Annotated in this window: 19 protein-coding genes and 1 pseudogene; 11 read left to right on the top strand and 9 right to left on the bottom strand. The window is 72.5% G+C overall.

The window, feature by feature from the left end:
* Window positions 1-10: 10 nt before the first annotated feature.
* The 4 genes from DEJ48_RS07710 to DEJ48_RS07695 form a co-directional block, all read right to left on the bottom strand.
* The gene (locus DEJ48_RS07710; RefSeq protein WP_223831947.1) at window positions 11-544 is read right to left on the bottom strand and encodes a VanZ family protein; all 534 of its coding nucleotides are present in this window, start codon (window positions 542-544) and stop codon (window positions 11-13) included.
* Between the two features lie 26 nt (window positions 545-570).
* A complete protein-coding gene (locus DEJ48_RS07705) occupies window positions 571-966 on the bottom strand; it encodes a DUF2267 domain-containing protein (protein WP_150215450.1) in 396 nt (131 codons plus the stop codon).
* Window positions 967-1,042: 76 nt separating this feature from the next.
* Complete coding sequence (locus tag DEJ48_RS07700; RefSeq protein WP_150215449.1) at window positions 1,043-1,984, bottom strand: YihY/virulence factor BrkB family protein; 942 nt, start codon at window positions 1,982-1,984, stop codon at window positions 1,043-1,045.
* Between the two features lie 261 nt (window positions 1,985-2,245).
* Complete coding sequence (locus DEJ48_RS07695; RefSeq protein ID WP_150215448.1) at window positions 2,246-3,112, bottom strand: DUF72 domain-containing protein; 867 nt, start codon at window positions 3,110-3,112, stop codon at window positions 2,246-2,248.
* 397 nt (window positions 3,113-3,509) lie between these two features.
* Here DEJ48_RS07695 and DEJ48_RS07690 point away from each other — a divergent pair, with 397 nt between their 5' ends.
* Window positions 3,510-4,361, top strand: coding sequence for a glycosyltransferase family 2 protein (locus tag DEJ48_RS07690; RefSeq protein ID WP_150215447.1), 852 nt, complete (start codon window positions 3,510-3,512; stop codon window positions 4,359-4,361).
* Here the strand turns inward: DEJ48_RS07690 and ligD are convergent.
* Together ligD and DEJ48_RS07680 are read right to left on the bottom strand one after the other, a co-directional pair.
* Entirely contained in the window at window positions 4,339-5,352 is a 1,014-nt protein-coding gene (ligD, locus tag DEJ48_RS07685) for a non-homologous end-joining DNA ligase (RefSeq protein WP_411757432.1), read from the bottom strand. The two genes, DEJ48_RS07690 and ligD, sit on opposite strands and share 23 nt — an antisense overlap.
* A gap of 5 nt (window positions 5,353-5,357) precedes the next feature.
* On the bottom strand, window positions 5,358-6,029 hold the full coding sequence (locus tag DEJ48_RS07680) for a DNA polymerase ligase N-terminal domain-containing protein (RefSeq protein ID WP_223831946.1): 672 nt from the start codon (window positions 6,027-6,029) through the stop codon (window positions 5,358-5,360).
* Window positions 6,030-6,246: 217 nt separating this feature from the next.
* Between DEJ48_RS07680 and DEJ48_RS07675 the strand changes: the two genes are divergently transcribed.
* The 5 genes from DEJ48_RS07675 (at window position 6,247) to DEJ48_RS07655 (ending at window position 12,803) form a co-directional block, all read left to right on the top strand.
* Window positions 6,247-7,182 (top strand): anti-sigma factor RsbA family regulatory protein, encoded by a 936-nt coding sequence (locus tag DEJ48_RS07675; protein WP_150215446.1) that lies wholly within the window; start codon window positions 6,247-6,249, stop codon window positions 7,180-7,182.
* Window positions 7,183-7,282: 100 nt separating this feature from the next.
* Window positions 7,283-9,124, top strand: coding sequence for an APC family permease (locus DEJ48_RS07670; protein WP_150215445.1), 1,842 nt, complete (start codon window positions 7,283-7,285; stop codon window positions 9,122-9,124).
* A gap of 153 nt (window positions 9,125-9,277) precedes the next feature.
* On the top strand, window positions 9,278-9,628 hold the full coding sequence (locus DEJ48_RS07665) for a hypothetical protein (RefSeq protein WP_150215444.1): 351 nt from the start codon (window positions 9,278-9,280) through the stop codon (window positions 9,626-9,628).
* Window positions 9,625-11,739 (top strand): bifunctional polysaccharide deacetylase/glycosyltransferase family 2 protein, encoded by a 2,115-nt coding sequence (locus DEJ48_RS07660; protein ID WP_150215443.1) that lies wholly within the window; start codon window positions 9,625-9,627, stop codon window positions 11,737-11,739. Before DEJ48_RS07665 ends, DEJ48_RS07660 begins: the two co-directional genes overlap by 4 nt.
* The gene (locus tag DEJ48_RS07655) at window positions 11,736-12,803 is read left to right on the top strand and encodes an LCP family protein (RefSeq protein ID WP_150215442.1); all 1,068 of its coding nucleotides are present in this window, start codon (window positions 11,736-11,738) and stop codon (window positions 12,801-12,803) included. Before DEJ48_RS07660 ends, DEJ48_RS07655 begins: the two co-directional genes overlap by 4 nt.
* A gap of 1 nt (window position 12,804) precedes the next feature.
* Here the strand turns inward: DEJ48_RS07655 and DEJ48_RS07650 are convergent, their stop codons facing one another.
* Entirely contained in the window at window positions 12,805-14,172 is a 1,368-nt protein-coding gene (locus DEJ48_RS07650) for a phosphatase PAP2 family protein (RefSeq protein ID WP_150221039.1), read from the bottom strand.
* Window positions 14,173-14,252: 80 nt separating this feature from the next.
* Window positions 14,253-14,627 (bottom strand): PRC-barrel domain containing protein, encoded by a 375-nt coding sequence (locus tag DEJ48_RS07645; RefSeq protein WP_150215441.1) that lies wholly within the window; start codon window positions 14,625-14,627, stop codon window positions 14,253-14,255.
* A 256-nt stretch (window positions 14,628-14,883) separates the two neighbouring features.
* Here DEJ48_RS07645 and DEJ48_RS07640 point away from each other — a divergent pair, with 256 nt between their 5' ends.
* Window positions 14,884-15,087 (top strand): hypothetical protein, encoded by a 204-nt coding sequence (locus tag DEJ48_RS07640; protein ID WP_190537259.1) that lies wholly within the window; start codon window positions 14,884-14,886, stop codon window positions 15,085-15,087.
* Window positions 15,088-15,125: 38 nt separating this feature from the next.
* Here DEJ48_RS07640 and DEJ48_RS07635 read toward each other — a convergent pair whose 3' ends face one another.
* Entirely contained in the window at window positions 15,126-15,590 is a 465-nt protein-coding gene (locus DEJ48_RS07635; protein ID WP_150215439.1) for an RrF2 family transcriptional regulator, read from the bottom strand.
* 156 nt (window positions 15,591-15,746) lie between these two features.
* On the opposite strand from DEJ48_RS07635, the pseudogene DEJ48_RS40215 reads away from it, so the two are divergent.
* From DEJ48_RS40215 to DEJ48_RS07620, 4 genes and pseudogenes are all read left to right on the top strand, one after another.
* Window positions 15,747-16,427: pseudogene (locus DEJ48_RS40215) on the top strand (FAD/NAD(P)-binding protein); the annotation flags it as partial.
* Between the two features lie 810 nt (window positions 16,428-17,237).
* Complete coding sequence (cysC, locus tag DEJ48_RS40210; protein WP_223832441.1) at window positions 17,238-17,804, top strand: adenylyl-sulfate kinase; 567 nt, start codon at window positions 17,238-17,240, stop codon at window positions 17,802-17,804.
* On the top strand, window positions 17,801-18,742 hold the full coding sequence (cysD, locus tag DEJ48_RS07625; protein ID WP_150215437.1) for a sulfate adenylyltransferase subunit CysD: 942 nt from the start codon (window positions 17,801-17,803) through the stop codon (window positions 18,740-18,742). Before cysC ends, cysD begins: the two co-directional genes overlap by 4 nt.
* The gene (locus DEJ48_RS07620) at window positions 18,742-20,016 is read left to right on the top strand and encodes a sulfate adenylyltransferase subunit 1 (RefSeq protein ID WP_150215436.1); all 1,275 of its coding nucleotides are present in this window, start codon (window positions 18,742-18,744) and stop codon (window positions 20,014-20,016) included. The genes cysD and DEJ48_RS07620 overlap by 1 nt, the downstream gene beginning before the upstream one ends.
* The last annotated feature ends 9 nt before the right edge of the window (window positions 20,017-20,025 follow it).

Raw genomic sequence — 20,025 nt, 5'->3', positions numbered from 1 at the left:
GAGCGGACGCTCAGGCGTCGACCGTGTTCCGCCGCGTGAAGCGGTGCCACCAGTGCCGCCGGCGCGGGTGGATGGCCCGGCCCAGACGCCGCCCCAGCAGCAGGTAACCGAGCAGCGCGCCGGCCGTGTTGAGGATGACGTCGTCGATGTCGAAGGTGCGGCCCGTCACGAACGCGCCCTGCGCGAGCTCGACGAGCACCATCGTCACCGCCGTGGCGATCCCGACCCGCACGAACCCGCGCGTGCGGGGGAGCACCACGGGCAGCAGCACCCCGAACGGCACGCCGAGCAGGATGTTCCCGCCGAGCTGCTTGACGGTGTCGCGGAAGGCGGGCTGCGCGAGATACGCGTCGATGGAGTCGCCCGGCGTGAAGTTGCTGTGGGTCAGCGCCTCCGAACTCGCGGACGGCTGCAGCGTCAGACGGGCCAGCACCACGGCGAAGCCGACCATGAAGGCGAAGGCCAGCAGCATGGTCACCACCCGGGCCAGCGGCGACATGGGCGCCGCACGCCGGTCGCCCTCGTAACGTCCTGTCCGTGCCATCTGCGCCTCCTGGTCCCTCGGATCCCTCAAGCGGGCTCGGTACGGCCGAACAGTCCCGCGTGCCCGGGCGGGAGCTGGGTGAGGACACGGCGCAGCAGCGCGTCGTCCGCCACGTCCGCGACCGTGCCGAGCACCGAGGTGACGGCGCGGCGCGCGCCCGCCGTGTCCTCGGCCGTCCGCGCGGCCACCGCGTCGACGAACTCCGCGGCGGACAGCGGTTCGGCGGCGGGTTCCGCGTCGGACAGCAGGGCGGCCCCGCATCCGTCGGGCAGCAGTCGGGCGAGATCGGTGCGGTCGTCCCCCACCAGGTGCGTGCCGAGGACGATCAGTACGTTCTCGACGGCGCCCGCGGCCTGCTGGCGGTCGGCGTAACTTCCCCGCTGCCGCACCCGGTCGAGAAGCGCTTCCAAAGATGTGTCCATGCGTGAGTCCCCGAGTCCCTGTTGTGGCAGTCCCTCTGGTGCCCTCTGGCGGTTGCCCTCTGGTGGCATCAACCTTTCATCCGGTACCCGGAGAAGGCGATGTGATGCCCCGCGCCTTCTCGACCTCCACCGTGAACTGCGCCCCCGCGAGCAGCGCCAGATTGGACACCCAGAGCCACACCAGGAAGACGACGATGCCCGCGAGGGAGCCGTACAGCTTGCCGTAGGTGCCGAACACCGTCGCGTACAGCGTGAACAGGCCCGAGGAGAGCAGCCAGAGCAGCGCGGACAGCAGCCCGCCGGGCAGGATGTGGCGCCAGCCGCGGGCCTCGGGCGGCGCGTTGCGGTAGAGGACGAGGACGAGCAGCGCCACCAGGCAGACCAGTGCGGGCCACTTCAGGACGGCCCACGCGGTCTGGCCCGCGTCGCCGAGGCCGATGCGCTGCCCCACGGTTTCGGCGACCGAACCGCTGAGCACGATCAGCAGCGCGCTGGCGACCAGCAGGCCGAGCAGCGTGACCGCGGTCATCACCACGCGGTGGCCCTTCCGCCACACGGGACGGCAGTCCTCCACCCCGTGCATCGCGTGCAGCGCGCGGCGGAACACGGCCGCGTAACTCGACGCGGACCACAGCGCGCTGACGGCGCCGGCGATCACGACGGTGAGCGCGGCGGAGCGCGCGTCCGCCATGTCGCTGAGCGCCTGGTGCAGGGAGCGGCCCGATTCGGCGGGGGCCCAGTCCGTGACCTCGGCGATCAGCGCCTGGGTCGTGGCGGGGCTGACGAGACTGATGAGGCTGACGGTGACGAGCAGGGCGGGGAGCAGGGCGAGGATCGCGTAGTACGTCAGGGCCGCCGCCCAGTCCGACACGTCGTCGTCCCACATCGACACGGGGGTGCGGCGCAGGGCGGTGCGCCGCAGGGCCCACGTGGACGGGGCGCCGGAGCCGGAGTCCCCCTTGCGTCCGTGCGGTGCCAGCGCGGGCGTTCCGTGGACGGCGGACGGTGAACTGTCCATAGGGCTGCTCTTTCTTGCACGTCGGCGGCGCGGATGCCGCCAGGTGTTCCCTTGCTCTGATGCCCTGCCTGCGCGGTTTCGTGCCCGGAGACGACAGAAGCCCTGGACTCCGGCATACGGAGTCCAGGGCTTCTTCTGGAGCGCTGGGCAGGCCTTGCACCTGCATTTCCCCGCAGGAAGCGGGGCGTCTTTCCTTGGACGACCAACGCCTGTCCCCCGACCGGAAGTCCGGCTTGAGGAGGCGATATTGATCTTATCCCATCAGGGACGGTGCTCGGTACCGCCCTGGTCGAGCAGGCGCGTCATCGTCTCGGCGGCCCGCACGGCCGCGTCCGCACAGCAGTTGTTGAACAGGACGTGCACCTCGTCGGTCCGTTCGGCGAGGGCGTGCAGCCGGGGCAGCCAGGCGCGGAGTTCGTCCTCGTCGTACGCGTAACGGAACCGGTCCTCCTTGCTGCCCTGTCCCCACGACACGCTGCGGCCGTGGAACCGTACGACGGAGAGCGCGGGCGCGGTGACCGGCGCGACCGGCGGCACGGCGGCCGGCGCCGCCTGGTTCATGTCGACGGCGACCGCCGCCATGCCGTGTGCGGCCAGGAGCGCGCGCGTGGCCTCGGCGTTCCCTTCGCGCCACCAGTCGGGGTGGCGGAACTCCACCGCGACCGGCCAGTCCCGCGTGCGCCGCGCGGTCTGTGCGAGGAGCTCGTCGGCGCGCTCGCCGGGCCGCAGCCACGGAGGGAACTGGAACAGCACGCTCCCGAGCCGCCCGGCTTCCCGCAGCGGCTCGATCCCGGCGGTGAACCGTGCCCACACCTCGTCCAGGACGGCCGCGTCCCGGGGCCTGTCGCGGAGGTCGGCGGGGAGCGCGGCGGGGCGCGTGGGATGCCCGGTGAGCATGGAGAAAGCCTTCACGTCGAACGTGAAGCGGTCCGGCGTCCGCTCGGCCCAGAGCCTGCTGTTGCGCTCGCCGGGCAGCCCGTAATACGTCGAGTCCACCTCCACGACGGGGAACCGCTCGGCGTAGTACCGCAGCCGCCCAGCCGCGTCCCGCCGCCCGCGCGGATACCAGCCGCTGCGGACCAGCGCCGGATCGGTCCACGAACACGTGCCCACGAGGATGTTGCCCATGGGGGCCCGGTACCCGGATCCCGCCCGGTGACAAGTCCACGCACGCGATCGCCGCGGCGGCGGCACGCGCCGACCCGCCCCATGAACCCCGCGCCGCCCTTACGCTCCGTTCCGCTCCGAATGCGCAATGCGGTGGTTCTCTACAAACTGGAGGGAGGTGCCCCGCCCCCGCACTGAGGAGTCCCCGTGTTCGAAGGAGCAGCGGCGTCCGGCACGCCCGCCCCGGAAATCCGGGTCGCATCGGTACCGGCGGGCCACGTGTACGTACGGCACTGCTCCATGCCGGAGCCGGAGCCGGAGCCGGAGCCGGAGCGAGAGCCGGACGGCGTGCGGCGCCTGGCCGATCGCCGGCCGCGCCGCTCGCCGAGGCGGCCGCCCGGCCCACCAGGAGGACCGTATGCGTACCGCAGTGATCACCCTCGCGGCGGGCCGCCACCGCCACCTGCTGTTCCAGCAGGCCGGGCTCGCCCGCGGCGAGCGCGTCCCCGACCACTACGTGGTCGTCTCCATGGACGACCCGGCCATCGGCCCGCTCGCCACGCGCAAGGACCCCGCCGCGGAAGTGGTCACGCTGCCGCTGGCCGAAGGCCGGCTGCCGCTCGCCGCCGCACGCAACGAGGGCGCGGCGCGGGCCGTGGCGCTCGGCGCGGATCTGCTGGTGTTCCTCGACGTGGACTGCGTACCGGGGCCGACCCTCCTGGAGAGTTACGTCAACGCCGCCCGCGACTGGGCGCTGCTGTGCGGAACCGTCGCCCACCTGCCGCCCCCGCCGCGCGGCGGCTACCGTCTCGACGAGCTCCACAACCTGGCCCAGCCCCACCCCGCACGCCCCATCCCGGCCCACGGCCAGGTCCTGCGCGGGGGAGACCCGCACCTGTTCTGGTCCCTGTCGTTCGCCCTGACCGCCCGCACCTGGAAACACGTCGGCGGCTTCTGCGAGGCCTACACCGGATACGGCGGCGAGGACACCGACTTCGCCGTCTCCGCGGCCCACCGCGGAGTCGACCTGTGGTGGGTGGGCGGCGCCCCCGCCTACCACCAGCACCACCCGACCCACCAGCCTCCCGTCCAGCACATCGACGACATCCTGCGCAACGGGGCGATCTACAAGGGCCGTTGGGGCAGCTGGCCGATGGAGGGCTGGCTGCGCGCCTTCGAGGCGCGGGGCCTCGCCGTGTACGACCACGCCGCCGACGCGTGGCGCAAGGCCGAGCCGAGGCCGCTGGTCAGGGCTCCGTACGCTCCCTGACGACGGCGCCGGGATCCTTGTCGTCCCGGAGCCCCTGATAGCGGGGGTGGCGCAGCATGCCGTCGCGTGTCCACTCCGAGAAGGCGATCTGCGCCACGAGACGGGGCCGCGCCCACCGCGCGGACCGCTCCGCCACCCGCCCTTCGAACGGCGAGGCGTCCACCCGGAGTTCGTCGAGTTCGCGGCGCAGGGCGATCAGGGTCTTGTGGTCGAAGCCGGTGCCGACCTTGCCCGCGTACCGCAGCCGCCCCTCCTCGTAGTATCCGAGCAGCAGCGCGCCGATGCCGACCCGGCTGCCCGCGGGCTCCGTGAAGCCGCCCACGACGAACTCCTGCCCCCGGGAACACTTCAGCTTGAGCCAGTCGTCGGAGCGGCGCCCCTGGTAGGTGCTGTCGGCCCGTTTGGCGATCAGCCCCTCCCAGCCGCGCCGGCACGCGTCGGCGAGGAGTTCGGGGCCGCCCGCGTTGCGGTGCGCGCTGAAGCGCAGCGGCGCGGCGAACGTGACCGAGCGGCGCAGCAGGGACTTGCGGGTGCGCAGCGGCAGCCGCCGCACGTCCGTGCCGTCCAGGCGCAGCAGGTCGAAGACGTAGTAGGTCACGGCGACCTTGCTGGCCGCGACGTCGGCGGGCCGGGTGAGGCCCATGCGCTGCTGGAGCCGGGCGAAGTCGGTGCGGCCCTGCGCGTAGGCGACGATCTCGCCGTCGACGGTGAAGTCCGCGCACTCCTGCGCGGCGAGCGCCTCGACGATCTCCGGGTACGTCGCGTCGAGCCGCCGCCCGGACCGGGACCGGAGCGTCACCTTCCCGTTTTCGCGGACGGCGAGGACACGGATGCCGTCCAGCTTCCTCTCGAAGACCCAGCCCCGCGGGAAGTCACGCCGGTCGCTGAGCGTCGCCAGCATCGGCGACGCCGCGAGCTCGACGCCCGGCGCCGCCTCGCGGGTACGGCTCGACAGGTCGGGCGGGAGCGCCTCCAGCGCGCTCTGTTCCACGGCGGTCAGCCCTGCTCGGCGATCTGGCGCAGCGTACGGCCGCTGCGGGCCGAGCGGGCGCGCCGGGGATCGGGGGTGCCGCCGCCCGAGCGGTGGCCGGTCCGCACGAGCAGCCACGTCGGCTTCGCGCTGCCGCCCGACGAGGCGTCCTGCTCCTCCCTGCCGTGGAAGCGGGTCAGCGCGTACTGTCCGCGCAGCTTCTCGCCGTGCAGCTCGAACGTGACGTGCCCCTTCTCCAGGGCCTGCGCGAACGGCACGGCACGGTGCTGCTTGTCGTGGCTGGTGGGCCGGTACGTGCCGCGGTCCCAGACCATGACGGTCCCGCCCCCGTACTCGCCCTCGGGGATCACTCCCTCGTAGTCCCGGTAGTCCAGGGGATGGTCCTCGGTCGGGATGGCGAGCCGCTTGTCCTGGGGATCGGTGGAGGGGCCCTTGGGGACCGACCACGACTTGAGCACGCCGTCGACCTCCAGACGGAAGTCGAAGTGCATCGTGCTCGCGTCGTGGATCTGCACCACGAACGAGGGCTCGTCGCCGGTGGCCTCCCCGTCCGTGTCCCGGGGCGCGTGCTCGCCGCTCGGCTCGGCGGTTCTGCCGAAGTGCCGCTTGTCGCGGTAGGTCCGCAGGGCGACCTCACCGCCCTTGCCGGTCTCTCGCTTCTCGTTCTTCTCGCTCACCTCGACTCCCTTCCGCGCCCCTCTGTGCTCGGTTTCGGCCAGGTTATGCACGGAGGGCACCGCCCGCACGGCAAGCGCCCGCGGCTGCGGCACGGGCCACGGGCCGCCCTCGTTCCATTTCAACTCACCGTCGGTTCGAGCCACGTGAGGGATAATGGGCCACCCTCCCGCCGGAGCCGCTCCGGCCCGATCCGCCGGTAATCGAGGTGCCGCCCCCATGAGTGCCCCCACCCAGACCGAGTCCTTCGTCCACCCGGCGCTGTTCTACCGGGGGTCGGACGAGTACCTGGCGGGCACCGTGCCGTTCGTCCGCGAAGGGCTCGACGCGGGCGACGCGGTGGCCGTGGCGGTCCCCGGGGCCAATCTGGAACGCATCAGGGACGCGCTGGGGGAGCGGGCCGAACAGGTCCGGCTGCTCGACATGTCGCAGGTCGGGCGCAACCCCGGCCGGATCATCCCGCGCGTGCTGCGGGCCTTCGCCGACGCCCATCCCGGCCGGCGGGCGCGCATCATCGGCGAACCCGTCTGGGCCGGGCGCACCCCGACGGAGTACCCGGCCTGCGCCCAGCACGAGGCGCTGATCAACCTGGCGTTCCAGGGCCGTGAAGCAACGATTCTCTGCCCCTACGACGAGGCGGGCCTCGCGGAAACGGTCCTGGCCGACGCGCACGCCACCCACCCCACGGTCATCCGCCGAGGGCGGACGGACCCGAGCGCCGCCTACGCGCCCGACGCCGTGGTCTCCCGCTACAACCAGCCCCTGACGGCCCCCGACGGCGTGCCGCAGACGGCGTACGCGCGGCAGTCACTGTCCGACGTACGGCATCTCGCCATCCTCCGCGCGACCGAGCTCGGCATGCCCGCGGCCCGGCTGCAGGACTTCGCCCTGGTCGTCTCCGAGCTGACGACCAACAGCGTGGTGCACGGCGGGGGATCGGGCGCGCTACGGGTCTGGGCCGAGAACGGCCACGTCGTCTGCGAGGTCCATGACGCGGGCGTCCTCACCGATCCGCTCGCGGGCCGCCGTTCCCCGGCCAAGGACCAGTACGGGGGGCGGGGCCTCCTCATGGTGCACGTGCTCACCGACCTCGTCCGCGTCCACACCGACCAGGCCCTCGGCACGACCACCCACTGCTACTTCCGGTGCGCCTGACCGGCGGCCCCGTCAGGACGCCGTCAGGAACCGGTTCCACCGCATGAAAGGTCCGTAAGGGACGAGCCGCGAACAGCTCCGGTGGACGGAACCTGGGCCCATGTCCATCCTGACTGCGAGGCCCGCCACCCCCGAGAGCGCCGAGGCACGCCCGGACCCCGGCGAGAAGCACCGGCTCACCGCCCTGACCGGGCTCGCCGCACTCTCCCTCGACGCGCTGGCGTCCGTGGCGTACGGCCCGGAGGCGATCGTCCTCGTGCTCGCCGCCGCGGGCGGCCACGGCCTCGGGTTCACCCTCCCCGTCACCCTCGCCATCGCGGGCCTGCTCGCCGTGCTCGTCGCCTCGTACCGGCAGGTGATCGCCGCGTTCCCGGACGGCGGCGGTTCCTACGCCGTGGCCAAGCGGCACCTCGGGCGCCGCACGAGCCTCGTCGCCGCCGCCTCCCTCGTCCTCGACTACGTACTGAACGTCGCCGTCGCCGTCACCGCCGGGGTCGCCGCGCTGACCTCCGCCTTCCCGGAGCTGTACGGCGACCGGCTGGTGATCTGCCTCGCGGTGCTCGCCCTGATCACGGCCGTGAACCTGCGGGGGATCGTCGAGTCCGCCAAGGTGTTCATCGCCCCGACCGCCGTGTTCGTCGTCGCGATCGTCACGCTCATCGCCGTCGGCCTGTTCCGGAACGGCCCGGTCTCGACCGAGGCCGCCGACGGCCACGCCTCCGTCGTCGCCGACAACGCCACGACGGTCGGCGCCCTGCTCCTGCTCAAGGCCTTCGCGTCCGGCTGCTCGGCGCTGACCGGCGTCGAGGCCATCGCGAACGCCGTGCCCTCGTTCCGCGAGCCGAGGGCGAGGCGCGCCCAGCACGCGGAGGTCGTCCTCGGCGGGCTGCTCGGCGCGATGCTGATCGGGCTCGCCGTGCTCATCTCCCGCTTCGAGCTGCGGCCCGCCGACGGCGTCACCGTCCTCGCCCAGCTCGCGGACGCCTCCCTCGGCCACAACTGGGCTTTCTATGTCGTCCAGTTCGCGACGATGGTGCTGCTCGCGCTCTCCGCCAACACCTCCTTCGGCGGCCTGCCCGTCCTGCTCGAACTGCTCGCCCGCGACAACTACGTGCCGCACGTCTTCGCGCTGAAGGCCGACCGTCAGGTGCACCGGCACGGCGTGCTCGCGCTCGCCGCCGTCTCGGCCGCGCTGCTGCTGTTCTCCGGCGGCGACACCAACACCCTCGTGCCGCTGTTCGCCATCGGAGTCTTCGTCGGCTTCACCGTGGCGCAGACCGGCATGGTGCTGCACTGGCGGCGCGAGCGCGGCACGAACCGGCGCGGCAAGGCACTGCTCAACGGCGCGGGAGCGCTGCTCACCGGCGTCGGCGCGGTCGTCGTGACCGCCACCAAGTTCCACGACGGCGCCTGGCTGATCGTGATCGCGCTGCCACTGCTCGTGCTCGCCTTCGAAACCGTCCACCGCGCTTATGCGCGGATCGGCGAACGGCTCGGCATCGGCCGCGTCCCCGAACCCCCGTGCCGCGCACGCTCGTTGGTGATCGTCCCGGTCGTCGGCCTGTCCAGACTGACCTGCGAGGCGCTGAACACGGCGGTCTCGCTCGGCGACGAGGTGCGCGCGGTGACCGTGACGTACGACGAGCCCGCGGACCGCGAGACGGCTGCCGCGCTGCGCCGCGACTGGGAGCTGTGGAACCCGGGCGTCGACCTCGTCGAACTCCCCTCCGCGCACCGCACCGTCGGCGGTCCCGTCGCGGCGTACGTCAGGAAGGTCCACGAGACCCACCCGGGCGCCCGGGTCACGGTCCTGATCCCCGAGACGGAACCCGCCCGCCGCTGGCAGCGGATCCTGCAGAACCGGCGCGGGGCGGTGGTCGCCCGCGCTGTGCGCAGAAACACGGACGCGGCGATCTGTCGCCTCACGTTCCGTCTGACCTGATCTGCCCGGGCCCGTCTGGCCTGATCTGCACCTTTTCGCCTCGACTTGCCTGCTCGATCGGCCTGTTGCCCCGGCCCGTGGGTGCCCGAGTAGGGTCGGGGACCCCCACATACAAAGAGTCGCGCGTCGCGCGGCCGCAGATCAGGAGCACCAGTGCAAGGCACCCCCCACATAGCCGGCACACCGCACACGGCGCGCGCGGCGCCGGTGGCTCGACGTCCCGAACCGGCCGTCGAGCCACAACCGCCCGTCTTCATCGACGAGTCGGGACTGCGCAGACGCGCGCTGCAAGGCATGGCGCTGCTCGTCGGCTGCGCCTGCCTCGGCTATCTGCTGTTCGTCGGCACGCTGATCGACGGCCTCCGCGACCCCGTCGGCACGCACCCGCCGAGCACGACGGGAACGCGCGCCGACGTGGTGCACGGAGACCACGACGGCGACGACCGCCACCGCCCGCCCACCGGCAGATCCGGCCGACCGCCGGCCGGAGGCGCGGAGCAGTGAGCCGGCGCGCCGCTGTCCGCCGCCCCCCACGCGGACACTGGCTCGTGCTCCTGCTCGTCCTCATGGTGGTCGCCGTCGCCCTCCTCTTCGAGGGCTGGACGACCCACCAGGTCGACGCCGCGCGTGCCAAGCCGCCGTGCACCCGCCCGATCCCGCGCGACGCCGACGACGGAAAGCCGCTGCTGCGGTTCGGCCCGGACGGAGTCACCACCGCGGCCATGCCACCGGGCACCGCGGCGATCACCTTCGACGGCGGACCCGACCCGGTGTGGACACCGCGCCTGCTCGACCTGCTGCGCAGGCACCACGCGCGGGCCACCTTCTTCGTGTACGGGAAGGACGCCGCCGAACACCCCGAGCTGATGCGACGGATCCTGTACGAGGGCCACGAGATCGGCTCGTACACGTACAGCGGCGGTGACCTCGGTGTCGCGTCGCCGCTGCGCGCACGCCTCGAACTGTCCCTCACCCAGACCGCGCTCGCGGGCACGGCCGGCGTCGGCACCACCCTGCTCCGGCTGCCGCACACCACGGCCGCGGACACGCTCTGCGGCCCCCAGTGGCCCGCCGCGAAGCGGGCGGCGGAACAGGGCTATCTGGTGGTCGCCTCCGACCACAAGGACCGCAAGCCGTGGCGGGGCGTCGTGACCCAGCACAGCCAGACCGACCTCGGCTACCACGAGGCCCAGGACCTGCTGCGGGACCACCGCGTGAAGCGGTTCACGACCATCAGCGGTGGCCTCGGCAGGGCCTCGTTCAACGACGAGGTCCCGGTCGCGCGGGAGATCAACGGCCAGGGCCTGGTCTGGACACAGCAGCTCGGGCACGCCTTCCTCACCGTGATGGTGTGGGCGCTCACCCTCACCGGTGTGCTCGGCGTGCTGCGGATGCTCCTGTTCGCGGTGTTCGCCCGGCTCCACGTGCGCAGACTGCACCGGTACCGGCCGGGAGCGCCGCGGCTGCGCGAGGTGCGCGACCCTGTGACGGTCCTGGTGCCCGCGTACAACGAGGAGGCAGGCATCGCCTCCACCGTGTACTCGCTGCTCGCCTCGACCTACCCGCACTTCCAGATCATCGTCGTCGACGACGGCTCGACCGATGCCACCGCCGACATCGCCGAGTCCATCGCCGACGCCGACCCGCGGGTGACGGTGATCAGGCAGCCCAACGGCGGCAAGCCCAGCGCCCTCAACACCGGCCTCGCGTACGCGCGGCACGACATCGTCGTGATGGTCGACGCGGACACGATCTTCGAACCCGAGGCGCTGGCCCGCCTCGTCCAGCCGCTCGCCCACCCGGCGGTCGGCGCGGTCAGCGGCAACACCAAGGTCGGCAACCGGCGCCGTCTCCTCGGCAAGTGGCAGCACCTGGAGTACGTCCTCGGCTTCAACCTCGACCGGCGGATGTTCGAGGTCCTGGAGTGCATGCCGACCGTGCCCGGGGCGATCGGCGCCTTCCGCAGGGACGCGCTGATGGGCGTCGGCGGTGTCAGCGACGAGACCCTCGCCGAGGACACCGACCTCACGATGGCGCTCTGGCGGGCAGGCTGGCGCGTCGTGTACGCGGAGTCGGCGGTCGCCTGGACCGAGGTGCCGACCAGCATCCGCCAGCTGTGGCGCCAGCGCTACCGCTGGTGCTACGGCACCCTCCAGTCGATGTGGAAGCACCGCAGCGCGCTGACGGAGCTCGGTCCCGCCGGACGCTTCGGCCGCCGCGTGGCGGTCTACGTCACGCTGTTCCAGATCGTGCTGCCGCTGTGCGCGCCGGTCGTCGACCTGTTCGCCCTGTTCGGGGCGGTGTTCCGCGACCCCGTGGAGGCCGCCCTCGTCTGGTTCGGGTTCCTTTCCGTGCAACTGGTCACCGCCGCGTACGCGCTGCGGCTCGACCGCGAACGGCTGCGGGTGCTGTGGGCACTGCCCTTGCAGCAGCTCGTCTACCGGCAGCTGATGTACCTCGTGGTCATCCACTCCGTGATCACGGCGCTGCTCGGCACCCGCCTGAAGTGGCACAGCATGAAGCGCGCGGGCACGGCCGACCCGTATCTGGTCGAGGCGCCGCCCCCGTCGCCGCCCGAGGAGGAGCGGCCCAGTCTGCAAGGGAGCCGGACATGACACAGACGGACCCCACGGTCACGCGTGAGCGGTTCGCCGAGCGCCCCAGTTCCCGCTACGGGCCCCGGCGCGCCCACGCCCGCAGGCCGAAGAAGCGCAGACGGCTGCGGCGGACGGTGCTCGTCCTGCTGGCCGCCGCGGTCGTCGCGGCGGGCGGCACGTACGGCTGGGCCGAGACCCAGCTCCGGCGCGACGTCGAACTCGGTGCGTACGGGAACCGTCCGCCGCCCGGCGAGGGCACCAACTACCTGATCGTGGGCTCCGACAGCCGCGACGGCCTCTCCGAGGACGACGTGAAGGAGCTGCACGCGGGCGGGGGCGGCGGGCGGCGCACCGACTCGATGATGCTGCTCCACACCGGGGCCAACGGCGCGACGATGGTCAGCCTGCCGCGCGACTCCTGGGTCACCCTGCCCGGCCGCCTCGACACGACGACGGGCAAGACGAAGCGTCCGGAGGGAGACAAACTGAACGCCGCCTTCTCCTACGGTGGTCCCGAGCTCCTCGCGCACACCGTCGAGCGGAACACCGGCCTGCGCATCGACCACTACGCGGAGATCGGCTTCGCCGGGTTCGTGAACATCGTCGACGCCATCGGCGGCGTACGGATGTGCCTGGACCGGGACATCAAGGACGAGAAGTCGGGGGCCGACCTGCGCAAGGGCTGCCACACCCTGAACGGCGGACAGGCACTCGCCTACGTACGCCAGCGCCACCAGGAACGGGAGGGCGACCTGGGCAGGTCGAAGAACCAGCAGAGACTCCTGTCGACCCTCGCCCATCAGGCCGCCCGCCCCGACACGCTCTTCGACCCCACGCGGATCGGCCCGGCGGCGCAGGCCGGACTCGACACGCTCATCGTCGACGAGGACATGAGCCTGCGCGATCTGAGCCGGATGTTCCGCGCCGTGCGGAGCGTCTCGGGCGGACACGGCAGGCGGCTCAACGTGCCGGTGTCCGGCATCGGCATCCCCACGTCCAAGGGCAACGTCCTGAAGTGGGACCCGAGGAAGGCGCCCCGGCTCTTCGCCGACCTGCGGCACGACAGGCCGCCTGCCGGATGACTCACACGAGCTCGGGCGCGGGCGGCTGCTTCCGGGGCTCCGGCACGGGGTCCGCCTGCCGTGGCAGCCGCACCGGCTCGGGCCGCGCGTCCCACACGCGGGTGGTCCGCACGTAGACGTAGATCACCGAGAGCGTCGCGAGCACGACGAGAGGGCCGGCCACCCACGGGTGTTCGGCCATCTCCACCGGCAGGAAGCGGTACGAGGCGAGGAGCGCGGCGAAGACGCCGGTGCCGTAGGCGACGAGCCGGACCCCGGACCGGTCCCACCCTCGGTCGAACGTCCGCAGACCAGCCTCGACCGTCAGCGAGAAGACCACGCCCGCGAGGAGGTCCACGCCGTAGTGGTAGCCGAAGCCGAGCGTGGCGGTGAGGGTGGCGACGAGCCAGAAGGTGCCCGCGTACCGCAGCCAGCGCGGCCCCTTGCGGGAGTGGATGAAGATCGCGGTGGCCCATGCCGTGTGCAGGCTGGGCATGCAGTTGCGGGGGGTGATCCCGTCGTACGGCACCGGGTGCGGGACGGAGATCTGCGGCGGGGTGTGCGGCCACAGGTCGGCCACCGCCCACTGGAGACCGCCGGTGCCGGAGGTGCCGGGGCCGTAGGCGAAGATCGGGCCGACCACCGGGAAGATCATGTAGAAGGCGGGCCCGACGAGACCGATCAGCAGGAACGTGCGCACCAGGTGGTGGCGCGGGAAGCGGCCCTCGATGGACACGTTGCGCAGCTGGTACAGGGCGACTACGACCGCGGCGACCGCCAGCTGCGCGTAGACGAGGTCCGTCACGTTCCGGACGATCGGACCGCTCGCGTCGAGCAGCCGGCCCGCCAGCCACGACGGGTTGCCCAGGGCATGGTCGGCCATGGCCACGTACGGGTCGAGGACGGTCGGGCGGGTCTTGGCCGTGATGAGCAGCCAGGTGTCACCGGTCTTGCGGCCCGCCACGAGGAGCAGGCCCAGACCGACGCCCTTCAGGAGCAGCACACGCTGCTCGCCGGTGCGGCGGGTGATCGCGAAGACCGCGCAGCCCAGCATCGCCCAGAGGGCGCCGTTGCCGAAGAACTGCCCTTCCGGCACGTCGGCGTCGACCAGCCACCGCACCAGCACGAAGACGGCGTCGACGCCGATCGCGGCACCGGCCGCGATGAATCTCTGCCGCCAGGTGAGCACCACCATCATCAGCGCGAGGCCGCCGTAGAGCGGCCCCGGTTTGGGCGGGAACAGCACTTCGCGCGCCTGATTGGTGAGGGGGCCCGGCTCGCCGCCGTAGTGACGGGCGGCGACCTCCAGGGCGATGAGCAGCCCGAGGGCCACCACACCCGCCCCGGCCCACAGGAGCACCCGTGGCCGACGCCACGCGGCGCGCTCCATGCTGCGGTCTATTCGCGGATACACCCGGAAACTATAGGTTTCTTTCGGCCGCCCCGACTCGGCGGGGGAGTCGGGGCGGGTCAGCTGCCGGGCTGCCCGGCGGCGTAGTGCGCGTCGATCCGCGCCCGATAGCCGGGATCGGTGACCCGCAGATCCCTGTCGAATCGCGGGGCGTCCCTGACGTGGTCCTTGGTGTGGGGCACGTGGACGGTACGGGTCGCCTCGTCGACGTGCGAGACGACCCAGAGGGGCAGCAGGACCTTCTTGCTCAGGAGCGTCCCGCCGGTGTCGACGACGATGTGGTCGGGCGCCACTTCCTCCGAGACCGGGTCCACCTTGCCGATCGGTCCGTCACTGCCCTCCACCGCGCAGTCCAGGAGGCGGGCGACGGGGATGTGGCTGTCCGGGTGCACCGGCGCGGGGACGTTCTCCGGGGCCGGGACTCTGTCGGTCATCGCGCGGTTCCTCTCCGCCGCAAGCGGCATCGGCATCTGTGTTCTGTGGAACGCGTGGTAGCCACATGCTCGCGTCGGCGCGAATGAAACGTGGTTCCCGCGCCCCCTCACCCTTGCCGGGTGGGGCCGCAAGGACGCCGTTGCGGGACCTTCACATGTCAGGACCGGTGAAGGCGCCCGGGAGGGGCAACCGGGAGAAGACGCCGCGGGGAGGTTGCCGCAGATGTTAGTTGTCGCTCTCTTGTTGTTGCCGGTCATGGGACTGCTGCTGATCGGTATGGACCGGATCGAGAGCCGTTTGGAAGCAGGAGCCCCACCACCCACCGGCCGCCACCGGCGCCACTTGCGCCTGATCCCCGGGCACGGCGGACGCACCCGGCCCGCCGGAGCGTCCGGCCAGCACCGCGGGGGACGCCGGGAGACGGTGGCGGGGGTACGCCGCGAGGACGAGGCGGCCTGAGGCTTGTAGGGGAGTCGGGTCGGGTGGGCGGGCACCGGTCAGGTGGGCGGGTACCGGACGTCCTCCCGGTACTCCTGCGCCTGCTGCTGGACCGAGGGGGGCAGCTCGCCGACCGCCAGGTCGGCGAGCGTCACCCGTTCCAGGACCTGCCGCAGACTCACCCGCACCGCACGCCACACGTCCGGCAGCGCGGCCGCCGGGCCCGGATAGCTGAGGTCGCTGAGCTTGAGGTCGCGGAAGTTCGCCAGCGAACCGTCGATGGCCCGGATGATGTCGGCGATGGAGATCTCCTCCGGCGGCCTGGCGAGCCGGTACCCGCCGTCGGGGCCGCGACTGCTGTGCACGAGACGGTGCTGGCGCAGTTCGCGCAGGATCGACAGCAGGAAACGCACCGGTATGCCCTGCGATTCGGAGAGCTGCTCGGCCTTCTGCGGTGACTGCGGACTGCGCGCCAGTTCGGCCATCGCCCGTATCGCATAGTCCGTCCGGGCCGTGATCCGCATACGCACCAGCCTCCGTGGGTCGGTCGGGGCCACGCCAGGTCGCTTTCGGTCAACCTGCCGCTGGTTCCCGACATTTGACGGTCCGTTGGGAGCGCTGGGTCCACCCCCTGACATATAACCTATCGAATTGGTGGACAATCCCTCGCGGAGGTGCAGATGCTCTCCAGCACACGCGCACATGTCCCGCACAGACTCGTGGTGGTGGGCGCCGGCGCCGCCGGAACCATGGTCGTCATCCACGTCGCCGACGAGGCCGTCCGGCGCCGCAGGCCGGTGGAGATCACGCTGGTCGACCCGGGCCCGCGGACCGGCGCGGGCGTGGCCTTCGCCACGGACGACCCACGGCACCTCCTCAACGTGCCCGCCGGGGGCATGAGTTGCCTCCCGGACCGGCCCGACCACTTCGTCGACTGGCTCGTCGGGCACCGCGACGCCAAGGCGACGCCCCGCTCCTTCGTCCCCCGGCGCCACTACGGCGACTACCTCGCCGCCACGTCGGCCGCCTCCGTCGAACGGGCGGGCGGCCTGGTGACGTACCGGCGGCTGCACACCCGCGCGACGGCCTGCGCCTGGCACGGCGACCGCGCCCGGCTGACCCTCGCCGACGGCACCCGCCTCACCGCCGACAGCGTGGTGCTGGCGACCGGCCCGCTGCCCGGACGCTCCTCGTGGGCGTCGCCCGAACTCCGCGCGTCCAAAAGGTTCGTGGGCGACCCATGGGCCCCGGACGCGCTGGCGGGACCGCTCGCGGACGACGCGGACGTCCTGCTCGTCGGCAGCGGTCTCACCGCCGTCGACGTCGCCGTGACGCTCGCCCGCCCCGGCCGCACCGTCCACGTCCTGTCCCGCCACGGCCTGCTGCCCCGCGCCCACGCCGTCTCGCCGCTGCCGCCCGTGGCGCCGGCCGAGCCCCTGGAAGGGCTGCCGCTGCGCCCGCTGCGTGCGGCGGTCCTGCGGCACATCCGGCAGGTGACGCACGCACACGGCGACTGGCGCCCGGCCGTCGACGGTCTGCGGCCGCTGACCGCCCGGCTGTGGAGCGCGCTGGGGGAGGAGCAGCGAGCGGAGTTCCTGCGCACCGACCGGCCCCGATGGAACGTGCTCCGGCACCGGATGGCCCCGGAGACGGCCGAGACGGTCGCCCGGCTCAGGACCGCCCGGCGGCTGCGCCTCCACGTGGGCGACGCCGCCGAGACCCGGATCGATCCGGACGCGCTGACCGTCACACCGACGGGCTCGGCACCCGTACGGGTCGGCTGGGTGGTCGACTGTTCCGGGCCGGGCGTGCGCCCGGCCGACTCCCCCGACCCCCTGCTGTCGTGCCTGCTGTCGTCCGGCCTCGCCGTGCCCGGCCCGCTGGGCATGGGCTTCGAGGGCACCCCGGGGGGACAGCTGCGGTCCCGCGACGGATACCGCGCGTTGTGGACGCTGGGTGCGCACCGGCGCGGCGAACTGTGGGAGACGACGGCCGTTCCGGAGATCCGCCGGCAGGCCGCCGGTATCGCACGGTCGATACTCTGCGCCGCGCGGACGGAGGGTGACTCGTCGGCCGTGTCGGCCGGCAGCGGGTCGGCCGGCAGTGGGTTGGCTGGCAGCGTGTCGGCCGGCAGCGGATCGGCCGCCTCTCCCGAGGAGTCGCCGGCCGTCGTGGCCTCCCCTCCGTCGCCCCGGGTCCACCACCGCACCGGCTGCACGGTCTGGCTCACCGGCCTGCCCAGCGCGGGCAAGAGCAGCGTCGCCCGGGAACTGGCCACCCGGCTGCGGGCGGAGGGACACCGCGTCGAGGTCCTCGACGGGGACGAGGTCCGCTCGAACCTGTCGGCGGGCCTCGGCTTCTCCCGCGAGGACCGCGACACGCACGTACGACGGATCGGCATGGTCGCCGAGGTGCTCGCCCGCAACGGCGTCATCGTCCTGGTACCGGTCATCGCGCCCTACCGGGCCAACCGCGAGAGCGTCCGGCTCCGCCACGACCTCGCGCGCATCCCGTATCTGGAGATCCATGTCGCGGCACCCGTGGAGGTGTGCTCCGTACGGGACGTGAAGGGCCTGTACGCCAAGCAGGCCGCCGGAGCGATCCACGGCCTGACCGGTGTGGACGACCCGTACGAGGCACCCGAGCGACCCGACCTGCGCCTGCACACACACCGCGAGCCCGTCTCGGTCTCGGCGGACGGCGTCCACCTCATGCTCAGCGAACGGGGCTTGATATGACCACGGTCGCGTCGACCGCCGCGGGGCTGCCGACCGGCGGCGCGCCCCACCTCTCGCACCTGGACGTGCTGGAGTCCGAGGCGGTGCACATCCTGCGCGAGGTGGCGGGCGAGTTCGAGAACCCGGTGATCCTGTTCTCCGGGGGCAAGGACTCGATCGTGATGCTGCACTTGGCGCTGAAGGCGTTCACACCGGCTCCGGTGCCGTTCGCGCTGCTGCACGTGGACACCGGGCACAACTTCCCCGAGGTCCTGGAGTACCGCGACCGCGTCGTGGCCGAGCACGGGCTGCGGCTGCACGTCGCGTCCGTGCAGGACTACATCGACCGCGGTGTCCTGAAGGAGCGCCCGGACGGCACCCGCAACCCGCTCCAGACGCTGCCGCTCACGGAGAAGATCCAGAGCGAGCGCTTCGACGCGGTCTTCGGCGGCGGCCGCCGCGACGAGGAGAAGGCCCGCGCCAAGGAGCGCGTGTTCTCGCTGCGCGACGAGTTCTCGCAGTGGGACCCGCGCCGCCAGCGCCCCGAACTGTGGCAGCTCTACAACGGCCGCCACGCGCCGGGCGAGCACGTCCGCGTCTTCCCGCTCTCCAACTGGACCGAGCTGGACGTGTGGCAGTACATCGCCCGCGAGGACATCGAACTCCCCGGAATCTACTTCGCCCACGAGCGTGAGGTGTTCCGGCGGTCGGGGATGTGGCTGACGGCGGGCGAGTGGGGCGGCCCCAAGGAGAGCGAGACCGTCGAGAAGCGGCTCGTGCGCTACCGCACGGTCGGCGACATGTCCTGCACCGGCGCCGTCGACTCCGACGCCACCACGCTGGACGCCGTCATCACGGAGATCGCCGCGTCCCGCCTCACCGAGCGCGGCGCGACCCGCGCCGACGACAAGATGTCCGAGGCCGCGATGGAAGACCGCAAGCGCGAGGGGTACTTCTGATGAGCGTTCTGAGCGACACCACCGTCGACACGCTGTGCTTCGCCACCGCCGGTTCCGTCGACGACGGCAAGTCCACATTGGTGGGACGGTTGTTGCACGACTCCAAGTCGGTCCTCACCGATCAATTGGAGGCCGTCGAGCGCGCCTCCGCGAGCCGCGGCGCCGCAGTCCCCGACCTGGCACTGCTCACCGACGGCCTGCGCGCCGAACGCGAGCAGGGCATCACCATCGACGTCGCCTACCGCTACTTCGCCACGGCCCGGCGCCGGTTCATCCTCGCGGACACCCCGGGCCACGTGCAGTACACCCGCAACATGGTCACCGGCGCCTCCACGGCCGAGCTGACGGTGATCCTGGTCGACGCCCGCAACGGCGTCGTGGAGCAGACGCGCAGGCACACCGCGATCGCCGCGCTGCTCCGCGTCCCGCACGTCGTCCTCGCCGTCAACAAGATGGACCTCGCCGGTTACGAGGAGTCCGTCTTCGCGGCGATCGCCGAGGAGTTCACGGCGTACGCGACCGGGCTCGGCGTACCCGAGGTCACCGCTATCCCGATCTCGGCGCTGGCCGGGGACAACGTGGTGGAGCCGTCCGCGCACATGGACTGGTACGGCGGCCCGACCGTCCTGGAGCACCTGGAGACCGTGCCCGTCGGCCAGGACCCCGCGACCCGCGCCGCCCGTCTCCCCGTGCAGTACGTGATCCGCCCGCGGACCGCCGAGCACCCCGACTACCGCGGCTACGCGGGCAGGATCGTCGCCGGTACGTTCCGCGTCGGCGACGACGTCACCGTCCTGCCGTCCGGCCGCACCACGAGGATCTCCGGCATCGACCTGCTGGGCGAGCCGGTCGACGCGGCGTGGCCGACGCAGTCGGTGACGGTCCTGCTCCAGGACGACGTCGACGTCTCGCGCGGCGACCTGATCGTCCCGAGCACGGCCGCGCCGCCCCTCACGCAGGATGTGACGGCGACCGTCTGCCACGTGGCCGACGCGCCGCTGACCGTCGGCCACCGGGTGCTGCTCAAACACGGCACCCGCACGGTCAAGGCGATCGTCAAGGACATCCCGTCCCGGCTCACGCTCGACGACCTGTCCTCGCACCCGCACCCCGGCCGGCTCGTCGCCAACGACATCGGCTGGGTGCGGCTGCGCACGGCCGAGCCGCTGCCCCTCGACGCGTACGAGGACTCGCGCCGCACCGGTTCGTTCATCCTCATCGCCCCGGACGACGGCACGACGCTGACGGCGGGCATGGTGGGCGGCTTCGGGTGAGACGTCCTG

It is taken from the genome of Streptomyces venezuelae (assembly GCF_008642315.1).
Classification (GTDB): domain Bacteria; phylum Actinomycetota; class Actinomycetes; order Streptomycetales; family Streptomycetaceae; genus Streptomyces; species Streptomyces venezuelae_D.
This window is presented reverse-complemented; position numbering and strand designations above follow the sequence as displayed.

Bases quoted from the DNA above. Each gene is read 5' to 3' on its own strand.
- DEJ48_RS07710 (WP_223831947.1), bottom strand. From the start codon at position 544: ATGGCACGGACAGGACGTTACGAGGGCGACCGGCGTGCGGCGCCCATG.
- DEJ48_RS07705 (WP_150215450.1), bottom strand. From the start codon at position 966: ATGGACACATCTTTGGAAGCGCTTCTCGACCGGGTGCGGCAGCGGGGA.
- DEJ48_RS07700 (WP_150215449.1), bottom strand. From the start codon at position 1,984: ATGGACAGTTCACCGTCCGCCGTCCACGGAACGCCCGCGCTGGCACCG.
- DEJ48_RS07695 (WP_150215448.1), bottom strand. From the start codon at position 3,112: ATGGGCAACATCCTCGTGGGCACGTGTTCGTGGACCGATCCGGCGCTG.
- DEJ48_RS07690 (WP_150215447.1), top strand. From the start codon at position 3,510: ATGCGTACCGCAGTGATCACCCTCGCGGCGGGCCGCCACCGCCACCTG.
- DEJ48_RS07675 (WP_150215446.1), top strand. From the start codon at position 6,247: ATGAGTGCCCCCACCCAGACCGAGTCCTTCGTCCACCCGGCGCTGTTC.
- DEJ48_RS07670 (WP_150215445.1), top strand. From the start codon at position 7,283: ATGTCCATCCTGACTGCGAGGCCCGCCACCCCCGAGAGCGCCGAGGCA.
- DEJ48_RS07655 (WP_150215442.1), top strand. From the start codon at position 11,736: ATGACACAGACGGACCCCACGGTCACGCGTGAGCGGTTCGCCGAGCGC.
- DEJ48_RS07650 (WP_150221039.1), bottom strand. From the start codon at position 14,172: ATGGAGCGCGCCGCGTGGCGTCGGCCACGGGTGCTCCTGTGGGCCGGG.
- DEJ48_RS07645 (WP_150215441.1), bottom strand. From the start codon at position 14,627: ATGACCGACAGAGTCCCGGCCCCGGAGAACGTCCCCGCGCCGGTGCAC.
- DEJ48_RS07640 (WP_190537259.1), top strand. From the start codon at position 14,884: ATGGGACTGCTGCTGATCGGTATGGACCGGATCGAGAGCCGTTTGGAA.
- DEJ48_RS07635 (WP_150215439.1), bottom strand. From the start codon at position 15,590: ATGCGGATCACGGCCCGGACGGACTATGCGATACGGGCGATGGCCGAA.
- cysD (WP_150215437.1), top strand. From the start codon at position 17,801: ATGACCACGGTCGCGTCGACCGCCGCGGGGCTGCCGACCGGCGGCGCG.
- DEJ48_RS07620 (WP_150215436.1), top strand. From the start codon at position 18,742: ATGAGCGTTCTGAGCGACACCACCGTCGACACGCTGTGCTTCGCCACC.